Origin of the sequence: Mesorhizobium sp. M0208, from assembly GCF_040322015.1 — a bacterium.
Classification (GTDB): Bacteria; Pseudomonadota; Alphaproteobacteria; order Rhizobiales; family Rhizobiaceae; genus Mesorhizobium.
Genome location: NZ_JAMYSP010000003.1, coordinates 153,122 through 170,507 on the forward strand (window position 1 = coordinate 153,122; position 17,386 = coordinate 170,507).

Annotated in this window: 14 protein-coding genes and 1 riboswitch; of the genes, 8 read left to right on the forward strand and 6 right to left on the reverse strand. The window is 63.9% G+C overall.

Features of this window, described 5'->3' with window-relative positions:
• The first annotated feature begins 144 nt into the window (after positions 1-144).
• On the forward strand, positions 145-1,320 hold the full coding sequence (locus tag NKJ17_RS04535) for a phosphoserine transaminase (RefSeq protein WP_352504960.1): 1,176 nt from the start codon (positions 145-147) through the stop codon (positions 1,318-1,320).
• Positions 1,321-1,502: 182 nt separating this feature from the next.
• Positions 1,503-3,101 (forward strand): phosphoglycerate dehydrogenase, encoded by a 1,599-nt coding sequence (gene serA / locus NKJ17_RS04540; protein WP_352476115.1) that lies wholly within the window; start codon positions 1,503-1,505, stop codon positions 3,099-3,101.
• A gap of 84 nt (positions 3,102-3,185) precedes the next feature.
• Here the strand turns inward: serA and NKJ17_RS04545 are convergent, their stop codons facing one another.
• Positions 3,186-4,088, reverse strand: coding sequence for a DMT family transporter (locus NKJ17_RS04545; protein ID WP_352504961.1), 903 nt, complete (start codon positions 4,086-4,088; stop codon positions 3,186-3,188).
• A gap of 321 nt (positions 4,089-4,409) precedes the next feature.
• Here NKJ17_RS04545 and NKJ17_RS04550 point away from each other — a divergent pair, with 321 nt between their 5' ends.
• A complete protein-coding gene (locus NKJ17_RS04550; protein ID WP_352504962.1) occupies positions 4,410-5,708 on the forward strand; it encodes an adenylosuccinate synthase in 1,299 nt (432 codons plus the stop codon).
• A gap of 73 nt (positions 5,709-5,781) precedes the next feature.
• Complete coding sequence (locus NKJ17_RS04555) at positions 5,782-7,479, forward strand: hypothetical protein (protein ID WP_352687214.1); 1,698 nt, start codon at positions 5,782-5,784, stop codon at positions 7,477-7,479.
• Between the two features lie 31 nt (positions 7,480-7,510).
• On the opposite strand, the gene NKJ17_RS04560 is transcribed toward NKJ17_RS04555, so the two are convergent.
• From NKJ17_RS04560 to NKJ17_RS04575, 4 genes are all read right to left on the reverse strand, one after another.
• Positions 7,511-7,810, reverse strand: coding sequence for a CcdB family protein (locus NKJ17_RS04560; protein WP_352504964.1), 300 nt, complete (start codon positions 7,808-7,810; stop codon positions 7,511-7,513).
• A complete protein-coding gene (locus NKJ17_RS04565; protein ID WP_254816484.1) occupies positions 7,810-8,052 on the reverse strand; it encodes a type II toxin-antitoxin system CcdA family antitoxin in 243 nt (80 codons plus the stop codon). The genes NKJ17_RS04560 and NKJ17_RS04565 overlap by 1 nt, the downstream gene beginning before the upstream one ends.
• Positions 8,053-8,128: 76 nt before the next feature.
• Complete coding sequence (locus NKJ17_RS04570) at positions 8,129-9,949, reverse strand: ABC-F family ATP-binding cassette domain-containing protein (protein WP_352504965.1); 1,821 nt, start codon at positions 9,947-9,949, stop codon at positions 8,129-8,131.
• 1 nt (position 9,950) lies between these two features.
• On the reverse strand, positions 9,951-10,595 hold the full coding sequence (locus tag NKJ17_RS04575; RefSeq protein WP_352504966.1) for a thiamine diphosphokinase: 645 nt from the start codon (positions 10,593-10,595) through the stop codon (positions 9,951-9,953).
• 140 nt (positions 10,596-10,735) lie between these two features.
• Positions 10,736-10,850: riboswitch (TPP riboswitch) on the forward strand.
• 43 nt (positions 10,851-10,893) lie between these two features.
• Here NKJ17_RS04575 and thiB point away from each other — a divergent pair.
• The 4 genes from thiB to NKJ17_RS04595 all read left to right on the forward strand — a co-directional run bounded on the left by thiB (position 10,894) and on the right by NKJ17_RS04595 (position 16,279).
• Positions 10,894-11,907: a thiamine ABC transporter substrate binding subunit gene (thiB, locus tag NKJ17_RS04580; protein ID WP_352504967.1), complete on the forward strand. Its 1,014-nt coding sequence runs from the start codon at positions 10,894-10,896 to the stop codon at positions 11,905-11,907.
• A 240-nt stretch (positions 11,908-12,147) separates the two neighbouring features.
• Positions 12,148-13,767 carry a thiamine/thiamine pyrophosphate ABC transporter permease gene (gene thiP, locus NKJ17_RS04585; RefSeq protein WP_352504968.1) on the forward strand — a complete coding sequence of 540 codons (1,620 nt, stop codon included), beginning with the start codon at positions 12,148-12,150 and terminating at the stop codon, positions 13,765-13,767.
• Positions 13,764-14,555, forward strand: coding sequence for a thiamine ABC transporter ATP-binding protein (thiQ, locus tag NKJ17_RS04590; RefSeq protein WP_352504969.1), 792 nt, complete (start codon positions 13,764-13,766; stop codon positions 14,553-14,555). Before thiP ends, thiQ begins: the two co-directional genes overlap by 4 nt.
• A gap of 254 nt (positions 14,556-14,809) precedes the next feature.
• Positions 14,810-16,279, forward strand: a complete 1,470-nt coding sequence (locus NKJ17_RS04595; RefSeq protein ID WP_254817057.1) for a M48 family metalloprotease — start codon at positions 14,810-14,812, stop codon at positions 16,277-16,279.
• A 13-nt stretch (positions 16,280-16,292) separates the two neighbouring features.
• On the opposite strand, the gene NKJ17_RS04600 is transcribed toward NKJ17_RS04595, so the two are convergent.
• Entirely contained in the window at positions 16,293-17,150 is an 858-nt protein-coding gene (locus tag NKJ17_RS04600) for an RNA polymerase factor sigma-32 (RefSeq protein ID WP_254816490.1), read from the reverse strand.
• Positions 17,151-17,386 lie beyond the last annotated feature (236 nt).

The window sequence follows — 17,386 nt, forward strand, 5'->3', positions numbered from 1 at the left end:
GTTGTGGCACTTTTTTTCCAAAGGCAGCCGGTATCCCGACAGCGACAAAAACTTTCCCCTTGACGCCGAAAGCCTGAACGCATATCGCCGTCCGTGGGCCACCCCTCCCCAACGAGGGGCCACTATCTGGAAGGATAGACCACGATGACGACGCATACGAAGCCCGAATTCCGTCCGGCAAATCCCAATTTTTCCTCAGGTCCCTGTGCAAAACGCCCCGGCTGGTCGGTCGAGGCGCTCAAAAATGCCGCGCTCGGGCGCTCGCACCGTGCCAAGATCGGCAAGACCAAGCTTGAACAAGCGATCGAGCTGACGCGGGAAATCCTCCAGGTTCCGGCGGATTACCGCATCGGCATCGTGCCGGCATCGGATACCGGCGCGGTCGAGATGGCGCTGTGGTCGCTGCTGGGCGAGCGCGGCGTCGACATGGTCGCCTGGGAGAGTTTTGGTTCCGGCTGGGTCACCGACGTCGTCAAGCAATTGAAGCTCGCCGACGCGCGCAAGATCGAAGCCGGCTATGGCGCGCTGCCCGACCTGACGAAAATCGATTTCGATCGCGACGTGGTCTTCACCTGGAACGGCACGACTTCGGGCGTGCGCGTGCCGAACGGCGATTTCATTCCGGCCGACCGCCGCGGCCTGACCATCTGCGACGCCACTTCGGCCGCGTTTGCGCAAAGGCTCGATTTCGAGAAACTCGACGTCGTCACCTTCTCCTGGCAGAAGGTGCTGGGGGGTGAGGGCGCGCATGGCATGCTGATCCTCAGCCCGCGCGCCGTCGAGCGCCTGGAAAGCTACAAGCCGGCCTGGCCGCTGCCGAAGATCTTCCGGCTCACTTCGGGCGGCAAGCTGATCGAAGGCATCTTCAAGGGCGAGACCATCAACACGCCGTCAATGCTGTGCGTGGAGGACTATCGCGACGCGCTGCGTTGGGCGCAGTCGATCGGCGGCCTCGACGCGCTGGTCACCAGAGCGGATGCCAATGCCGCTGTTCTGGATCGCTTTGTCGGAAAATCTTCCTGGCTCGGCCATCTTGCCGTCAACCCGGCGACGCGCTCGAACACATCGGTCTGCCTTTCCTTCACCGATCCGGATGTCGCTGCACTCAACGCCGATGGACAGGCTGCGTTCGCCAAGGCAATCGTCTCGGCGCTCGACAAGGAAGGCGTCGCCTACGACATCGGCGCCTATCGCGATGCACCGCCCGGCCTGCGCATCTGGTGCGGCGCGACAGTCGAGACCTCCGATCTCGAAGCGCTGCTGCCCTGGCTCGACTGGGCTTTTGCCGCACAAAAGGCGTCGCTGAAGGCAGCCGCCTGACTCCCTCTCCCTCGAGGGAGGGTGGCCCAAAGGGGCGGGTGGGGTCGCCTCCAACCGCTCACCGATCCGCGATCCAGAAAGAAAAAGATTTGGCCGCATCCGGCCGCAATGACCCCACCCCGGCGCTTCGCGCCGACCCTCCCCTCAAGGGGGAGGGACGCCAATCGCAAAGGACCAAGCCAATGCCCCGCGTTCTCGTCTCAGACAAACTTTCCACCACCGCCGTGCAGATCTTCAGGGATCGCGGCATCGAGGTCGACTATTTGCCGGATCTCGGCAAGGACAAGGAAAAACTGCTCGAAGTGATCGGCCAGTATGATGGGCTGGCCATCCGCTCGGCGACAAAGGTCACGGAGAAGCTGATCAACGCCGCGACCAGGCTGAAGGTCGTGGGCCGCGCCGGCATCGGCGTCGACAATGTCGACATCCCGGCGGCGAGCCGCAAGGGTATCATCGTGATGAACACGCCTTTCGGCAATTCGATCACCACCGCCGAGCATGCCGTCGCCATGATCTTCGCACTGGCCCGCCAGATACCGGAGGCCAACGCCTCGACCCATGCCGGCAAATGGGAAAAGAACCGCTTCATGGGCGTCGAGATCACCGGCAAGACGCTCGGCATCATCGGTTGCGGCAATATCGGCTCGATCGTCGCTACGCGCGGCGTCGGCCTGAAGATGCACGTCGTCGCCTTCGATCCGTTCCTGTCGGACAGCCGCGCCGAGGAACTCGGTGTCGAAAAGGTCGAGCTCGACGAGCTGTTCGCCCGTGCCGACTTCATCACGCTGCACACACCGCTTACCGACAAGACGCGCAACATCATCGACGCCGCGGCGATCGCAAAGATGAAGACCGGCGTGCGTATCATCAACTGCGCGCGTGGCGGGCTGATCGTCGAGGCCGACCTGATCGCGGCCTTGAAGAGCGGCAAGGTGGCCGGCGCCGGCATCGACGTGTTCGAGGTCGAACCGGCGGAGAACAACGCGCTGTTCGGCATGGAGAATGTGGTGGCGACGCCGCATCTCGGTGCCTCGACGATGGAGGCGCAGGAGAACGTCGCGCTACAGGTCGCCGAGCAGATGTCGGACTATCTGATCAAGGGCGCCGTTTCCAATGCCATCAACATGCCGTCGATCACCGCCGAGGAAGCGCCGCGGCTGAAACCTTTCGTCAAGCTCGCCGAAGTGCTCGGCGCCTTTGTCGGACAGGTCACCGAGGATCCGATCAAGGAGGTCGAGATCCTGTTCGACGGCTCGACCGCGACGATGAATACGCGGGCGCTGATCAGCGCTACTCTTGCCGGGCTGATCCGGCCGCAGGTCGCCGACGTCAACATGGTGTCGGCGCCGATCATGGTGAAGGAGCGCGGCATCATCGTCGCCGAGGTCAAGCGCGACAAGTCGGGCGTGTTCGACGGCTATATCAAGCTAACGGTCAAGACCGAGCACAGGACGCGCTCGATCGCCGGCACCTGTTTTTCGGACGGCAAGCCGCGCTTCATCCAGATCAAGGGCATCAATCTCGACGCCGAGGTCGGTCAGCACATGCTCTACACGACCAATGCCGACGCGCCCGGCATCATCGGCCTGCTCGGCACGGTGTGCGGCGAGAACGGCGTCAACATCGCCAATTTCCAGCTCGGCCGCAACCGGCCGGGCGGCGATGCCATTGCGTTGCTCTATCTCGATGCGCCGTTCCCGGAAGACGTGTTGGCGCAGGTGCGCTCGCACAAATCGATCGACTCGGCCAAGCGGCTGCATTTCGACGTCGGCGCGGCCTGAAATTCGATCACCCCGTGTGCAGCAGCACGCGGGGCGCTTCCATGGTCGTTGACGGACCGCAGTGAACCGTCGCGGCAAGCGACTTCATTGAGCAGCGGATACCGCCATCTTCCGTCCGCTGTATTCGGCGAGGCTGATGCCGCCCAGCACCAGCGCGAGAGCCAGCGCCTGATAAAGCTGGAATGTCTCACCGACAATCAGCACCGACAGCAGCGTACCGAAGATCGGCACCAGATTGATGAACAGGCCGGCCCGGTTGGCGCCGATCAGCTCGTTGCCTCTGATATAGAAGATCTGCGAGATGACCGAAGCACCGATGGCAGTATAGAACGCGACAGCCCAGCCGCGGGCGTCGGGGACGATGACCTTGCCGGCGGCAATCTCCCACAGGAAGAAAGGCAGCGATGTGATGAGTGCGGCAACCGACAGCGCCAGCATCAGGCTCTGCCAGCGGATGACCGGCTTCAGCCGCAACCCCACCGAATAGAAGGAGTAGCAAAGCACGGCGACCAGCATGATCGCGTCGCCGAAGTTGAGATCCAGCTTGAGAAGCTGGCGCAGGTCGCCATGGCTCGCCGTCACCGCGACGCCGATGATGGTCAGCACGACGCCAGCGATCTGCACCCGGTTCACCCGCAGGCGAAACAGCACGAAATTGGCGATGATGATCACGATCGGTATCGCCGCCTGCTCGATCGAGACGTTGATTGCCGTCGTGTAGTTGAGCGCCGTGTAGAAGATCGCATTGAAAAAGGCGAAGCCGCAAGCGCCGAGCCCGCCAAGCAGCAACCAGTGCCGACGCACCACTGGCCAGTCCTGATGCAGCGTTCGCCAGCCGATCGGCAGCAGGATCAGAACGGCCAGAGTCCAGCGCAGGAAGACCAGCGTCATCGGCGAAATGTGGTCGACCGCCAGCTTGCCGGCCACGGAGTTGCCGCCCCACAGCAAGGTGGTGAACAGCAGGAAAAGGTAGGCGGCTCGATGCATCGTGACATTCCGGCCAGGCAGAGGGAATTCGACGTCGGTGTGGGCCTATTGCGACCGCCAACCCAAGTAAATGATGTCAAAGGCGAAAATTGTTGTGCCTCGGGGCGTTTTGGGCGGCAAAGAGTGGTCGCGCTCGCCGGGTCTTGACGCTATAGAGCGACGTGCGTGCAATTGGACGCTACAAGTACGCGTCGGAAGGCTCTAATCCTCGCGTCGTGCTTTTCCGAAAATCGATTCCGATTTTGGGGGCCGATGCGATAGAGGCCTGTCGTTTCGAACTGTTTTCAAGCTGCTCGTGCGGCGTCTCAAGGGAAAAGAAATATGGCCAATGTGGTGGTCGTCGGCTCGCAATGGGGCGATGAGGGCAAAGGCAAGATCGTAGACTGGCTGTCGGAGCGCGCCGACGTTGTCGTGCGCTTCCAAGGCGGCCACAATGCCGGCCACACGCTGGTCGTCGACGGCAAGGTCTACAAGCTGTCGCTGCTGCCGTCCGGCGTGGTGCGGCAAGGCAAGCTGTCCATCATCGGCAATGGCGTCGTCTTCGATCCGCACGCTTTCGTCGCGGAGGTTGCGAAATTGAAGGCGCAGGGCGTCGAGGTGACGCCGGACCGCCTGAAAATAGCCGAAAACACCGCGCTTATCCTGTCCTTGCACCGGGAGCTGGACGGATTCCGCGAGGACGCCGCGTCCAATTCCGGAACGAAGATCGGCACGACCCGCCGCGGTATCGGTCCCGCCTACGAAGACAAGGTGGGCCGGCGCGCGGTCAGGGTGATGGATTTGGCGGATTTGGAAACGCTACCCTTGAAGGTCTACAGGCTGCTGACGCACCACAATGCGCTGCGGCGCGGGCTTGGCCATGCCGAAGTCACGCATGAGGCGATCATGAGCGAGCTGATTTCCGTCGCTGACGAGATCCTGCCCTATATGGACCGCGTCTGGAAAATCCTCGACGACAAGCGCCGCGCCGGCGAGCGCATCCTGTTCGAGGGCGCGCAAGGCACGTTGCTCGACATCGATCATGGTACCTATCCGTTCGTCACCTCGTCCAATACGGTTGCCGGTCAGGCCGCCGCGGGCTCCGGTGTCGGCCCGGGCGCCATCGGCTATGTGCTCGGCATCACCAAAGCCTATACCACGCGCGTCGGCGAAGGCCCGTTTCCGACCGAGCAGAAGAACGAGATCGGCGAGTTCCTGGGCACGCGTGGCCATGAATTCGGCGTCGTCACCGGCCGCAAGCGGCGCTGCGGCTGGTTCGATGCCGTGCTGGTCCGCCAGGCTGTCGCCGTCAACGGCATCAAGGGCATTGCGCTGACCAAGCTCGATGTGCTCGATGGGCTGGACGAGATCAAGGTCTGTACCGGCTACCGACTCGACGGCGAGGCGATCGATTACCTGCCGGCCAGCCAGGGTGCGCAGGCCCGCGTCGAACCGGTCTACGAAACGTTGGAGGGGTGGAAAGGTACCACCGCCGGCGCGCGCAGCTGGAACGATCTGCCGGCGCAGGCGGTGAAGTACGTCCGCCACATCGAAGAGCTGATCGGCGCGCCGGTCGCACTCCTTTCCACCAGCCCTGAACGGGACGACACGATACTTGTGACCGATCCGTTTCAAGACTAGTTTCTCAGCCTTTCCGGGCATTGCGGCTGATTTGCGGGGGCCGGCCCAGAAACAAATGCAGGTCGACTGAAGCATGGTAGATTTTGTTGGTGCCCTGAAAAAGACGCTAGACAAGCTTGATAAGCCGTCGGCGGAAGTGCGCGCCAAAGTTTATGACATGGCGCGTTCGACGATCGCGAAGAAAATTGCCGAACGCGATCCGCCGTTTGCGCCGTCGGATGTCGCCAGGCAGAAGCGCGCACTCGAAGACGCCATCGCAAGCGTTGAGCGAGAATATGCTAAACCGGCACCGGCATCCGATCCGCTGGCGGAACTGGAGGACATCTTCTCCTCCATCGACCGCAACAAGAACCAGCCCAGCCATGTCCGGCAGCCGGCAAAGACCGAGCCAGCAAAGACGGAGCCAGCAACGACCGGGCCAGCAAAGACCGGGCCGGCCCAGACTGGGCCGGCATGGCAGTCCACGCCCGCCAAGGCGGTGCCGAACTGGCAAAAGCCGCAGCCCGTCGCTCTTCCTCAAGAGCGCGCTGGTCCGCCGCCGTCCGATATGGATCTTCCGACGGCCGATGACCAAGACAGCGTTTTTCGGGGCGACGACTTTTCCAACGACGGCGGCCCCGCGGAGGACAGGTTCCAGCGACTCCATCCTGCCGAGCGCAGGCGCAGCTATGGCGGCGTGATCGCCGCCGCCATTGCCCTGCTGGTCATTGCCGGTGGCGGTTATGGCATCTGGCTGAACAAGGATGCGTTCGGCAGCATGCTCGGCCTCGACGAGACCAAAGCCGTCGCCACCGAACCGCTGGTAAAACCAGCCCCGGCCAAGCCGGTGGCCGATGCGGCCGTACCGGCCGCCGCGCCTCCGACGGAGGCCAGCGAGGGCGCGAAGTTTACGCAGCGCCTTACGCCCGAGGGCCACGAAGTCGATCCCGGCCCCGCGGCCGGGCAGGCGGGCATCGGCGAAGGCGAATCCGTCGCCGCACTGACCACGCCGCCGTCGGCCGCTCAAGCGCCGACCACCCCGGCACCCGCCGCGCCGGCACCGGCCGCACCCGCCGACACGCAAGCCACGGCCAATGCTCCACCAGTCGATGGGTCCGCTGCGCCAACGCCCGCAACGCCGCCCGATGCTGCAGCTACTCCGCCAGCCCCTGCAACGGCCGCCCCACCGCCCGCGACGGCAGCGGCACCGACGGTAGTTCCGCCGCAAGCCGCGTTGGCCGTCGGCCAGAAGGCGATCTTCTACGAGGAGCGCACCAGCACCGCTCAAGGCTCGGCCGAGCCCGGCAACATCGTCTGGTCGCTGGTGCAGGAATCGCCCGGCGGCGACCTGCCGCCCGAGCCGGCGATCCGTGCCGAGGCGACCATTCCAGGCAAGGATATCCAGTTGCGCATGACGATCCGTCGCAACACCGACCAGACGCTGCCGGCCAGCCACATCATCGAGATGATCTTCCTGACGCCTAATGGCTTCGAGGGCGGCGGTGTCGACAACATCTTGCGTGTCGCCATGAAGGGCTCCGAGCAGGATGCCGGCAGCCCGCTGATCGGCATCCCGGCCAAGATCGCCGATGGCTTCTTCCTGGTTGCGCTCAACGACACCAAGGCGGATGAAGACGCCAATCTGACCTTGCTCAGAGGTCAGGACTGGATTGACGTGCCGGTCGTCTACAAGACCGGGCGGCGGGCGCTGCTCACCATGGAAAAGGGAATTCCCGGCGAGAAGGTATTCGACGAGGCGCTGAAGGCCTGGCAGACAAAGACGGCGGGGTGAGGCCGGCTCACCAGCCCAACGCCTCCTTGGCTCAGAAGCCTTGGAACAGCATGTCGAGCGCGCTCACGATGTCTTCGTGATGCCTGGTCAGATTCAGTCGGCTCTCGCCCAGTTCCGTCGCCGCAACCGTGGCGATCAAATGGGTGGCCATGACCAATTTCCGACCATTGATCTCGAAAATGGGATGGAGCCTTCGCATTGGTGATGGTGCCATCGCAACCGGCAGCAGCGGGACGACCACCCGGGTCTTGAAATGGTCGAGCAGATCGGCCTGGACGTCGAGGAGATAGCCGCCTTCGATGCTACTCGCGAAGACGTCGTAGCGCGCCATCAGAATTGCCGATGTTCTGCCAGCGGAATACCGTGTTTTTCGACATATTCGTTCCACGCATCTATCGTCGCGCGGTTCTCAAGCTTCCACAGCCGCGTCTTTTCGGCGGCCACTGCCTCTGCGATGCCGGCTTCAGCGGCGCGCGAGACATTAACATCGAGCCCCTTGGCTTCCTTCATGAGCTTTGAGTCGATAGACAGATTTGCCGGCTGACGAACCGCATTCACAGCTATCTTGCGCATGATCACCTCCGCAGCATGCGCATAACATATGCGCACTCCTGTCTAGCCGCAATGACAAGGCGCTTGAACTCGCGAATTACCCCTCCATCTCCTCGCGCAGCATCTCGAGTTCCAGCCATTCCTCCTCGAGCGCTGCCAGTGTGACGCGCTCCTTGTCGAGCGCGGCAATCGTCTTCTGGAACGAGGCCGGGTCGCGCTCGTAATAGGCCGGATCGGCGATGTTGTTCTCCAGCCGCGAGATCGAGGCCGACACCGCCTCGATCTTCTTGGGCAAGGTTTCCAGCGCGAATTTCTGCTTGAACGACAGTTTCTTTGCCGGGCCCTTGGGAGCGACCGCGTCGCTCCTGCTTGCGGCCGTCGCCTCGCTGGTCTCTGCCTTCGGCCGCGCCTTGCGGTCGTCCAGCCTGGTGCCGCCGCGCTGCGCCAGCATGTCGGAATAGCCGCCGGCATATTCGATCCAGCGGCCATCACCATCCGGCGCGATGATGCTGGTCACGGTGCGGTCGAGGAAATCGCGATCGTGGCTGACCAGGATCACCGTGCCGGCAAAGCCGGCGACCAGTTCCTGCAGCAACTCCAGCGTCTCCATATCGAGGTCGTTGGTCGGCTCGTCGAGCACAAGCAGGTTTGCCGGCCGCGCCAAAACGCGGGCGAGAATCAGCCGTGCCCGCTCGCCGCCCGAAAGCTCGCGCACCGGCGTGCGCGCCTGTTCCGGCTTGAACAGGAAGTCTTTCATGTAAGAGACGACGTGGCGCTGTTCGCCATTGATGACCAGGTTCTCGCCGCGACCGTCGGTGAGATACTGCGCCAGTGTCTCCTGTGGATCGACGGCCTCGCGCTTCTGGTCGAGCGTGGCGATCTCCAGATTGGTGCCGAGCCGCACCGTGCCTGCGTCCGGCTTCAATTCGCCGGTCAGCATCTTCAACAGCGTCGTCTTGCCAGCGCCGTTCGGCCCGACCAAGCCAACGCGATCGCCGCGCTGGATGCGGGTCGAAAATCCCTTGACCACGATCAGATCGCCAAAGCTCTTCTCGATGTTCCTGGCCTCTATCACCAGCTTGCCGGATTCGGCGGCGTCGCTGGCTGTCATCGTCGCCGCACCCTCGGCGCCGCGATGACCGCGAAAGCGCTGGCGCATGGTCTGCAACTCACCGAGCCGGCGCATGTTGCGCTTGCGCCGCGCTGTCACGCCATAGCGCAGCCAGTGCTCCTCGCGGACGATCTGGCGACCGAGCTTGTGCTGCTCGCGCTCTTCCTCCTCCAGCACCGTGTCGCGCCATTGCTCGAAATAGCCAAAGCCCTTGTCGAGACGGCGGGTCTGCCCGCGGTCGAGCCAGATTGTGGCGCGTGACACGCGCTCGAGAAAACGGCGGTCATGCGAGATGACGACCAGTGCCGAGGAGGTGCGGGCAAGCTCCTCCTCCAGCCATTCGATGACCGACAGGTCAAGATGGTTTGTCGGCTCATCGAGGAGGAGAATGTCGGGCTCCGGCGCCATGACGCGGGCGAGTGCCGCACGCCTCGCCTCGCCGCCGGAGAGGTCGTTCGGCCGTTCTTCGCCGGTCAGGCCGAGATGCTCCATCAGATAGGTGGCGCGATAGGGATCGTCGGCGGGCCCGAGCCCCGCCTCGACATAGGCGCGGACGGTCGCAAAACCTTCCATGTCGGGCATTTGCGGCAAGTAGCGCACGGTTGCCGAAGGCTGGCGGAAGACTTCGCCGTCCTGCGGCTCGATCAGCCCGGCGGCGATCTTGAGGAGCGTCGACTTGCCCGAACCGTTTCGGCCGACCAAGGCGATCTTGTCGCCAGCTGAGGCCGTCAGGGCGGCACCGTCGAGCAGCGGCGTGCCGCCAAAGGTCAGCTTTATCCCATCGAGATTGAGAAGCGGCGGTGCCATGTCAGCTTTCAGGTAAGGGAAAAGGATGCGCGAGCAGCAGCGCGCGGCCGCTGGCCAGCGCGATTTCCAACCGGCCCCTGACCTCGTTGGAAATGGTCAGCGACGAGCCGAACGCAACCTCGACATGGTCGAGCGGCCATTTGGCACCGGTGACGCTCAGGCCGGCGAGATCGGAGAAGCCGAGCACCGAAAACAGCGTGCCGTCGGCATAGTCGAAGCCAGTCTTTCCGGGCAGCAAGGGAATGCCTTCCTGTGCGCCGCTGGTCAAAAGCACGTCCGTCCCGCCTTCCGCCAGCCGGACGCTCAGCGCCAGATGCAGGAAGATGTGGTCGGTGCGTTTGCCGCCGAAAGCGCCTGCGAGCACAAGGCTGGTCGCACCGCGTTCGAGTGCGGCGGCGATAGCGAGTTCACCGTCGGTCTTGTCCTTTTCGGCGGGAAACACCTGCCGTGGCACGGCGGCCAGATCCTCCGGCAACTCGGCAGGTACGGAATCGAAATCGCCGACCCAGAGTTCCGGCCTCAGGCCCAGCATACGGGCATGGCCGATGCCGGCATCGGCAGCGATGACGCGCGAGCCTTCGACCTGGCGGTCGAGCAGCGGCGTGCGGATGAGATCGCCGCCAAGCAGGATGGTGAATTTGCTCATATCTCGTGGCCCTTACCAGCCCTGCCCCAGAAACGGAAGAATGAAACGGAAGATGAAACGGCAGACGAAACGGAAGGCTGGGCTTTGGATGCCCGGCAAACTTCCGCTTGCGCGGCACTTCGGCCGGGCCTATGTGTCGAAACGCTCTAACGGGGTGCCGGACGCGATCTTCGCGGACCGGCTGAGAGGCAAGACTGCCAACCCGCTGAACCTGATCCGGTTTGTACCGGCGGAGGGATTAGACGCTTCGGACAGCCCGGCGCCTCAATTCCTTTCAATGCGAACGAAGGAGGCGCCGATGCGCAGTTTTTTCCACTCTCTTGTCCCGATTGTCCTGCTTGCGGCATCCGCGCTCGCCCTGCCAGGGCAGGCATCGGCACAGGATAGACTGACCGTCTATACCTATGAAAGCTTCACCGCCGATTGGGGTCCGGGACCGGCGGTGAAGAAGGCCTTCGAGGCCGAGTGCAGCTGCGTCGTCGAATTCGTCTCGGTCGCTGACGGCGTGGCGCTGCTCAACCGTGTGAAGCTGGAAGGGGCCGCCACCAAGGCCGATATCGTGCTTGGCCTCGATACCAATTTAACCGCCGACGCCAAGGCAACCGGCCTGTTTTCGCCGCATGGCGCCATATCGGATGTCAGCGTGCCGGGCGGCTGGCGCGACGATACTTTCGTGCCGTTCGACTATGGCTATTTCGCCGTCGTCTACGATACCGAAAAACTGAAGAACCCGCCGAAGAGCCTCAGGGAATTGGTCGAGGGCGATGCCGGAGAGAAGATCGTCATCCAGGACCCGCGCACCTCGACGCCGGGCCTTGGCCTGCTGTTGTGGGTCAAGTCGGTCTATGGCGACAAGGCGCCCGAAGCCTGGGCCAAGCTCAAGGCAAAGGTGCTGACGGTGACGCCAGGCTGGAGCGAGGCCTACGGCCTGTTCACCAAGGGCGAGGCGCCGATGGTGCTGTCGTATACCACGTCGCCGGCCTACCACATGGTCGCCGAAAACACCGAGCGCTACCAGGCGGCGTCCTTCGAGGAAGGCGAATACCTGCAGATCGAAGTTGCGGGGATCACCACCAAGGGCGCGAAGAACCCGCTGGCGGAAAAGTTCATCGCCTTCATGACCGGACCGAAATTCCAGGATGTCATTCCCGAAACCAACTGGATGTTCCCGGCCGGCAAGACCGACAAGCCGCTCAATCCGGCGTTCGACAAGCTTGTCAAACCGACCAAAACCTTGCTGTTCAGCCCGGAGGAAGTCGCGGCCCACCGCAAGGCCTGGGTCGATGAGTGGCTTGCGGCGATGAGCAAGTAGCTTTGGCCGATTGATCGAAGATGATCGCTCTACGGCGCCCCCCTCTGTCCTGCCGGACATCTCCCCCACAAGGGGGGAGATCGGACGGCACGGCGGCTTTCGCCAGTCGCCGATGTTGCTGGAATGAGCGGAGCGCTGAAACTGCCAATCTCACCCCTTGTGGGGGAGATGTCCGGCAGGACAGAGGGGGGCGCGAAGGAACGCAATCCTCACTAAGAATCTCGAATCTGGTAGTCTAGCGTGCAACGCGCACCATCATCTGACTCCCGCGTCAACGCCGGCATCGTCGCGCTCGCCGCCATCGCGTTGCTGATCGGCGGTGCATTCACCGGGCTCGTCGTCGAAGCCACGCGCGACCCGTCCGGTGTTGTCTCCGCCTTCGATTCGTATCTCTTGCGTATCGTCCGTTTCACGCTCTGGCAGGCTCTGTTGTCGACCCTGCTCTCCGTCGCGCCAGCGCTGTTCGTCGCGCGTGCCCTGTCGCGGCATCCACAGTTTTTCGGGCGAGGCTTTATCCTGCAGCTTTTCGCCGTGCCACTGGCGCTGCCGGCCATTGTTGCCGCACTCGGTGTCTTGGCACTCTATGGCCGCGCCGGCTATTTTGCCGGCACGCTGGGCGCGCTAGGCGGCCAGAGCTGGCCCGGCATCTATGGCCTGTCGGGCATACTCGTCGCCCATGTCTTCTTCAACCTGCCGCTGGCGACGCGGCTGTTCCTGGAGGCGTTGCAGATCGTGCCGGCCGACCAATGGCGGCTGGCGAGCCAGCTTGGCATGGGTGCTGCGCCGGCCTTCCGGCTGATCGAATGGCCGCCGCTGCGTGCGGCCTTGCCGGGCGTTGCCGGGCTCGTTTTCATGCTGTGCATCACCTCCTTCACCATCGTGCTTACGCTCGGCGGCGGACCCAGCGCGACGACGCTGGAGGTTGCCATCTACCAGGCGCTGCGTTTCGACTTCGACCCGGCGCGGGCTGTGACGCTGACCCTGCTGCAGATTGCCCTGACCTTCGTGGTCGTGCTGGCCTTGACGCGGCTTGGCGCCAATATGACCGGCGACGCCAATCTGCCGGTGGCGCCGCGCCGGTATTTTTTAGCCGGTGCGGCCGAGACCGTGCTGAACGCGCTGGTGATCGGGCTGGCACTGCTATTTGTCGCCGGGCCGATGGCGGCCACGCTGGCGGCCGGGCTTGGCGCCGATCTCGGCCGCCTTGCCGGCGAGAGCGCGGTGCGGCAAGCGACGGCGACCAGTGCCGTGCTGTCCGTCTTATCGGCGCTGCTCTCCCTGGCGCTGTCGCTGTCGCTGGTCATGGCGCGCCGGGCGCTGGCGCTCACCCGGCGGACAGGCCGGCGGACGGTGCTCGAGCATCTGGCCGACACCGGTGCGGGGTTCGTCCTGGTGGTGCCGCCCATCGTCATCGGCGCCGGCTGGTTCCTGCTCCTGCGCACCGTCAGCGATGTCTTTGCGATCGCCCCTGTCATGGTCGTTGCGGTCAATGCGGTGATGGCGATGCCGTTCGCCATCCGCGCCATCCGCCCTGCCTATGACGCGGCGAGCGAACGCCACGAACGGCTTTGCGCACAGCTTGGCATCTCGGGCTGGAACCGGTTGCGGCTGGTCGACTGGCCGTCGCTGCGGCGGCCGCTCGCCACCGGCTTCGCTTTCGCCATGGCGCTGTCGCTCGGCGATCTTGGCGTCATTGCGCTGTTCGGCAGCGATTCCGTGCAAACCTTGCCCTACCTGCTGCTGGCCCGCATGGGCAGTTACCGCACCGAGGATGCGGCCGGGCTGGCGCTGGTGCTCGGCCTTGTCTGCCTGGCGCTGGTGCTGACCGCGGACTGGATGGGAAGGAGGGAGAAATCATGATGCCGATCAGCCCGGAACGGTCCATTTCGGTGGAAAAAGGCGCGGCCGTGCGGCTCGATAATGTCTCGTTCAGCTATGGTGAAACGCCGCTTATATTCGATGTCGATTTCCCGGCGTCGGAAATCACCGCCATCATGGGGCCGAGCGGTTCGGGAAAGTCGACACTGCTCAATCTGGTGGCCGGTTTCGAAGCGCCACGGTCAGGCCGCGTGCTCATCGGCGGCGCCGACGTCAGCACTGCGCCGCCATCAGCGCGGCCGGTATCGATGGTGTTCCAGGAAAACAACCTGTTTGCCCATCTGTCCCTCGAGCAGAATGTCGGGCTCGGCCGCTCGCCTTCGCTCAGGCTGAGCGAGGCTGACCGCGCCGCAATCGCCGCAGCGCTGAAGCGCGTCGGCCTTGCCGGCAAGGAAAGCCGACTGCCGCGCGAACTCTCCGGCGGCGAGCGGCAGCGCGTCGCGCTCGCCCGGGTTTTAGTGCGCGACCGGCCGGTGCTGTTGCTTGACGAGCCGTTCGCTTCGCTCGGACCGGCACTGCGCGACGACATGCTCGACCTCGTGGCCGACGTCCATTCGGAGCAGCGCATGACGGTGCTATTCGTCACGCACCAGCCGGACGATGCGCGCCGTATCGGCCAAAACATGGTTTTCCTGGACGGTGGCACGGTTGCCGCGACCGGCACCGCCGCCGATTTTTTCGTTGGGGCTGGACCGGAGGCATTCCGACGCTATATCGGCTCGGGTCCGTTTGCGACTGGATCACGAGATGTTGCCCGGAAGCGGACATAATTTATGGTCAAACCGGCGGAAGGCGAAGCGGCGCTTGCTTGCCATGGTCGAGGTAGTGTGGCTAGGTCCGCCAGGAACTGGTCCGGCTTAGACCGTGATTTGCCCTTGCTGCCTCGTATCTGTCGGACGCACGAAGGACGCCGTAGAACTTGATTTTGCGCGTGATGCTTTCCGGAAATCGCGCCCGATTTTCGCGGTCACGTCCCAGGACTTGAAAGGAAGCCGACCTGCCGACCGGCATCGACAATCGGAGGCTGAAACCGCTGGCGCGCTTTCTTGCGCTGGCCGGTCTTGCCGTGGCGCTGGCAAGCTGCCAGATGTTCACGCCTCCCGACGTGCAGGAATCGGGCTTCCAGCCCTCCGACAAGCCGATTACGGTCGACAATGTCGCCGCTAACAGCAGGCTCGCCGAACTGGCGAAGGCGCAGCACCCGCGCATCCTCGCCACCTATGGCGGCGAGTATTCCGACCCCAAGCTCGAGCGCATGGTGGCCAAGGTCGTCGGCAGACTGACCGTGGTGTCGGCCAACCCGACCCAGACCTACCGCATCACCATCCTCAACTCGCCCAACGTCAATGCCTTCGCGCTGCCGGGCGGCTATCTCTACATCACCCGCGGCCTGCTGGCGTTGGCCAACGATTCAGCCGAGCTTGCCGCCGTCATTGCGCATGAGATGGGCCACGTTACGGCCAATCATGGTCTGCAGCGCCAGCAGCTGGAAGCCGAAGAGGGGTTGGCGACCAAGGTCGTTTCGGACGTGCTCGGCGACAACCCGACGGCCAAGGCGGCGCTGATCCGCGGCAAGCTGAGGCTGGCCCAGTTCTCGCGCAATCAGGAGCTGGAGGCCGATGCCATCGGCATCAAGTCGATCGGCGAAGCCGGTTTCGACCCCTACGCCGCCGGCCGCTTCCTGCAGTCGATGTCGGCCTATACCGATTTCCGCTCGATCAGCGGCGCCACCGACGCCAGCCTCGACTTCCTGGCGACGCACCCCAACACGCCGCAGCGTATCGATCTCGCGCAGCGCCACGCCCGCCAGTTCGGCGCGCCCGGTGTCGGGTCGCGCGACCGCGATTCATTCCTTGCCGGCATAGACGGGCTGCTCTACGGCGACACGCCGGAGGAAGGCTATGTGCGCGGCGAAACCTTCCTGCATCCTGGCCTCGGCGTGTCGTTCTCAGTGCCCAACGGCTTCATCATCGACAATTCGGCGGCGGCGGTGACGGCCACAGGCCCGGGCGACATGGCAATCCGCTTCGACGGCGTTTCGATCGACAAGGACCGCTCGCTGACCGACTACATCCGCAGCGGCTGGGTTGCCGGCCTCGACGACAGCAGCGTGCGTCAGGAAACGATCAACGGCAACGAAGCGGCGACCGCGCATGCCGGCGCCGATGGCTGGCAATTCGATATTGCGGTGATCCGCGCCGGCGGCCAGGTCTACCGCTTGCTGACTGCTGCACCGTCGGCCAGCACGTCGCTGAGCACGGTGGCGCGCTCGGTCAGCGGCTCATTCCGCATCCTGAGTGCTGCCGAGAAGGCAGCACTGAAGCCACTGCGTATCCGCATCGTCACGGTGCAGCCCGGCCAGACAATGGGCTCCCTGGCCGCACAGATGGTCGGCGTCGACCGCAAGCTGGATTTGTTCAGGGTGCTCAACGCGCTGTCGCCGGGTGCGGCGGTTTCGGCCGGCGACAAGGTCAAGATCGTCACCGACAAATAGCAGCCGACGCGATTCAGGCCGCGAGAAATTCCGGATTCTGCTTTACCAGCGCCGCCTTGAGCTTTTCCATGGCGCGCGCCTCGATCTGCCGGACACGTTCCTTCGAGATGCCGAGCGTTTCGCCAAGCGCTTCGAGCGTCGCGCCCTCGTCGCTCAGCCGGCGTTCCTCGATAATCCTGAGCTCTCGCGCATTGAGAGCGCCGAGCGCCGTCTTCAGCCACACCGAGCGGCGTTCAACGTCGATCGTGTCGCCGACCACCTCATCGGGCAGCGGGTCATCCGAAACCAGGAACTCCATCCGCTCGGTTGCGCCCGCATCGTCGGCAAGCGGCGTGTTGAGCGAGCTGTCCGGCGCCGAAAGGCGGGAATCCATCATCGCCACATCGGCCTCCGATACCCCGAGAGCCGCCGACACTTCGCGGTAGAGCGTGGCATTCGACGTCTGCTCGGCGCCGTTTGCCAGGCGGGCGCGCAGACGCCGCAGGTTGAAGAACAGCGCCTTTTGCGCGGAGCTGGTGCCGCCGCGCACGATCGACCAGTTGCGCAGGATATAGTCCTGCATCGATGCGCGGATCCACCATGTCGCATAGGTCGAGAACCGCACCTCGCGCTCGGGCTCGAAACGGGCCGCGGCCTCCAGCAGCCCGACATGGCCTTCCTGGATCAGGTCGCCCAGCGGAAGGCCATAGTGGCGAAACCGCGACGCCATGGAAATGACCAGCCGCATATGCGCGACTGTAATGCGGTGCAGCGCGTGCTGGTCATTGTTTTCCTTCCAGCGCAGCGCCAGGAGATGCTCTTCGTCACGTTCCAGATAAGGGGCTTTCATCGCCGCGCGAACCATGGTCCGTCCTGCACTGTCTTCCATCATGCCGCGCTCCTGCTTCAGGCGTTGCGGTGCGATCGAATCGTGAGTTGGCGCCGATGGTTGAAATGGCGGCGCCGCGCCCTACAACAGCGAAGAACGTGCCATGCGGGGGAATGTTCCCCCGGACTGTCATGTCGATTGCGCTGTTCCAGGCGATTCGCCACCGGCCTTGACTCAGCCGGATGGCGCCGGGAACTGCTGGTTGAGAATTGGATTTCAAGGGCGCGAGATTTTTGAAA

Bases quoted from the DNA above. Each gene is read 5' to 3' on its own strand.
- NKJ17_RS04535 (WP_352504960.1), top strand. From the start codon at position 145: ATGACGACGCATACGAAGCCCGAATTCCGTCCGGCAAATCCCAATTTT.
- serA (WP_352476115.1), top strand. From the start codon at position 1,503: ATGCCCCGCGTTCTCGTCTCAGACAAACTTTCCACCACCGCCGTGCAG.
- NKJ17_RS04545 (WP_352504961.1), bottom strand. From the start codon at position 4,088: ATGCATCGAGCCGCCTACCTTTTCCTGCTGTTCACCACCTTGCTGTGG.
- NKJ17_RS04550 (WP_352504962.1), top strand. From the start codon at position 4,410: ATGGCCAATGTGGTGGTCGTCGGCTCGCAATGGGGCGATGAGGGCAAA.
- NKJ17_RS04555 (WP_352687214.1), top strand. From the start codon at position 5,782: ATGGTAGATTTTGTTGGTGCCCTGAAAAAGACGCTAGACAAGCTTGAT.
- NKJ17_RS04560 (WP_352504964.1), bottom strand. From the start codon at position 7,810: ATGGCGCGCTACGACGTCTTCGCGAGTAGCATCGAAGGCGGCTATCTC.
- NKJ17_RS04565 (WP_254816484.1), bottom strand. From the start codon at position 8,052: ATGCGCAAGATAGCTGTGAATGCGGTTCGTCAGCCGGCAAATCTGTCT.
- NKJ17_RS04570 (WP_352504965.1), bottom strand. From the start codon at position 9,949: ATGGCACCGCCGCTTCTCAATCTCGATGGGATAAAGCTGACCTTTGGC.
- NKJ17_RS04575 (WP_352504966.1), bottom strand. From the start codon at position 10,595: ATGAGCAAATTCACCATCCTGCTTGGCGGCGATCTCATCCGCACGCCG.
- thiB (WP_352504967.1), top strand. From the start codon at position 10,894: ATGCGCAGTTTTTTCCACTCTCTTGTCCCGATTGTCCTGCTTGCGGCA.
- thiQ (WP_352504969.1), top strand. From the start codon at position 13,764: ATGATGCCGATCAGCCCGGAACGGTCCATTTCGGTGGAAAAAGGCGCG.
- NKJ17_RS04600 (WP_254816490.1), bottom strand. From the start codon at position 17,150: ATGATGGAAGACAGTGCAGGACGGACCATGGTTCGCGCGGCGATGAAA.